The organism is Oceanobacillus luteolus (assembly GCF_023715655.1).
In the GTDB taxonomy this organism is placed as follows: Bacteria; Bacillota; Bacilli; order Bacillales; family Amphibacillaceae; genus Oceanobacillus; species Oceanobacillus luteolus.
Genome location: NZ_JAMBON010000091.1, coordinates 1 through 2,604, shown reverse-complemented (window position 1 = coordinate 2,604; position 2,604 = coordinate 1). Strand labels below are relative to the sequence as shown.

At 38.9% G+C, this 2,604-nt stretch carries 2 protein-coding genes; one reads left to right on the top strand and one right to left on the bottom strand.

What is annotated here, in order from left to right; translation table 11 throughout:
* Nucleotides 1-129 precede the first annotated feature (129 nt).
* A complete protein-coding gene (locus M3210_RS19695; protein ID WP_251517962.1) occupies nucleotides 130-852 on the bottom strand; it encodes a gamma-glutamyl-gamma-aminobutyrate hydrolase family protein in 723 nt (240 codons plus the stop codon).
* A gap of 148 nt (nucleotides 853-1,000) precedes the next feature.
* On the opposite strand from M3210_RS19695, the gene M3210_RS19690 reads away from it, so the two are divergent.
* On the top strand, nucleotides 1,001-2,167 hold the full coding sequence (locus M3210_RS19690) for an MFS transporter (RefSeq protein ID WP_349774392.1): 1,167 nt from the start codon (nucleotides 1,001-1,003) through the stop codon (nucleotides 2,165-2,167).
* The last annotated feature ends 437 nt before the right edge of the window (nucleotides 2,168-2,604 follow it).

The following is a 2,604-nucleotide window of genomic DNA, read 5'->3' as shown; positions in this document are numbered from 1 at the left end:
TGGTAACTTTAATTTTATCAAAAGGTGTCCTTTTTGTTTACTAAAATTATGATAAATAGAAAATAGCTTCGCGCAAAAAGCGCGAAGCTATTTTCTATTTACTGGGGTTTTGTCCCAGCCTCTTTTTCTTTATGAATGATCACTTCTGCACGCAGCAACAAAACCACTGTAGATTTTATTTGATACTTCATCATCACTTCGGGCACTCATATGCTCCGGATGCCATTGCAATCCTAACGCAAACTGGTGCACTTCACTTTCTACCACTTCTACAACCCCATCTTTTGCAAGACCGCTAATAATCAGATCTTTACCAGGTTTTCGATTTGCTTGATGATGAAAACTGTTGACACGGATTACTTTTCGACCAGCCAATCGATGGATTAAAGAGCCTTCTGTTAATTCCACATCATGAACCGGAACATAATTTGCTGCTTTTTGGGAATGCTGAACAAGCTCCCCTTCAATTTGCGAGTGGATATCTTGATACATATCTCCCCCTGTAGCAAGATTGAGCATTTGTGCACCTTTACAAACACCAAGAATCGGCTTATCTTTCTCCAACATTTTCTGGATGATTTCTATTTCAAAAGCATCCCGCTCCGGTTGGAATGTACCTAATTTAGGATGGGGCTCTTCATTAAAGTAAATTGGATCAATATCATCCCCACCAGTTAAATATAATCCATCAATCTTCTCCACTACTTCAGCAATTGTTTTGGAGTCGGATAAATAAGGCAGTACCACTGGAATACCTCCTGCCTTTTCAATAGCGAGCAGATTATTTTTTGTTACATAATAACTCTTATTGTCCATCTCCAATGCTGGAGAAACACCAATCAATGGTTTCATGTCTTCTCTTCCTCTCTATTTCTATTCCTTCTAAAATACAATTCGCCATTTTTTGCGTATTTCCTCCCTCCATCCATCGCTAGATAAGGTTGCCAACAGAAAAATATGGTATATTAGAGAAAAATTCCTGCTAAAGGTGGCTTCTATAGTGATACAACAATCAACCACACCTCTAAAATTACTCTTATTCAGCTTTCATGCTTCGAATACGATACTTATCAGCTTTTTACCATTATATTTACAATACCAAGGCTTAAGTGGTACAGAAATCGGATGGATTCTTGCGACAGGTCCACTTGCTTCCATATTTGCACAGCCTTTTTGGGGATATCTGAGTGATAAATTCAAGACAGTAAAATGGATTCTGTTCATTTGTATTCTCGGACTCCTGATCGGAGCAATAATCTTTTTCCAAATGAAGACAATTGTTTCCCTTGTCATTATTGGGGCACTATTTTTCTTTTTTTCCACTCCAATTGGAGGATTAAGCGACAGTTTAGCGCAGCGTAGAGCGGATGAATTACGAATCAGCTTTGGATCCATTCGTATGTGGGGTTCTGTAGGTTTCGCAGCTGCTTCTCTTTCTATCGGCGTATTGTTAAACCAATTTGGAATTCAATATATTCATTGGCCATATTTGTTGTTTGGTACCATCGCTTTAATCGTCATCATTCAATTAAAGGATGTTTCTGTTGACCGTACTCCTGTTAAATTAGGTGATGTAAAACAAATCATTATGAATAAGCCATTGATGTTATTCTTTCTATTTATACTGTTCATCACCATTTCCCACAGGACGAATGACAGTTATTTAGGTATATATATTATGGAGCTCGGTGGAAGCGAAAGCCTCGTAGGTATTGCCTGGTTTATCGGAGTTTTAATGGAAGCTATTGTTTTCGCGACTGCATCCAAGTGGTTTAAGAAATACCATACGATTGTTTTCATTATCTTTGCTGGTATCATATACAGCATTCGTTGGGTCATGTATGCGTGGTTTGATGACCCATTGATGATCGTCATTTTTCAATTTATGCATGGTATTACATTTGGAGTATTTTATGTTGCAGCTTTCGAATATATCACCCGGCTTATTCCGAAATTCCTCCAGTCGACAGGGCATATGCTGTTTTACGCAATCTTCTTTGGCATATCAGGTATCGTCGGTTCGTTAATGGGAGGACGAATCATTGAACTGTTCAGTGGAGAATTTTTATATCTATGCATGGCAGGATTATCATTGGTTGGAGTCCTATTGGTAACCATATATCATGTTTTTACAACAAAAGCTAAAAGGAGCAGAACCTCTTTTTAGTACGAATGAGGCTTTGGAGGACTTTTTCTCTAAGGCCTTTATTTTTGGCTAGATGGGTTTAGTAGAATTGGAGCTGAGAGAAGAGAGCATTGGTTACAATCGCACATGGGAGAGCTTGCGTTCCATTAACATGGTGAATCTTGCTTGTAATCGAACGTGAGCGAGAATTGCGTTTGACTAGCATGATAAATACTGCTTGCTATCGTACGTGAGAAAGGCTTACGTGCGATTAGCATGATGGATACTGCTTGCTATCGTACGTGAGAAAGGCTTGCGTTTGATTAGCAGGATGAATACTGCTTGCTATCGTACGTGAGAAAGGCTTGCGTTTGATTAGCAGGATGAATACTGCTTACAATCTAACGTGAGAAAGGCTTGCGTTTGATTAGCAGGATGAATACTGCTTACAATCTAACGTGAGAAAGGCTTGCGTTTGA

Bases quoted from the DNA above. Each gene is read 5' to 3' on its own strand.
- M3210_RS19695 (WP_251517962.1), bottom strand. From the start codon at position 852: ATGAAACCATTGATTGGTGTTTCTCCAGCATTGGAGATGGACAATAAG.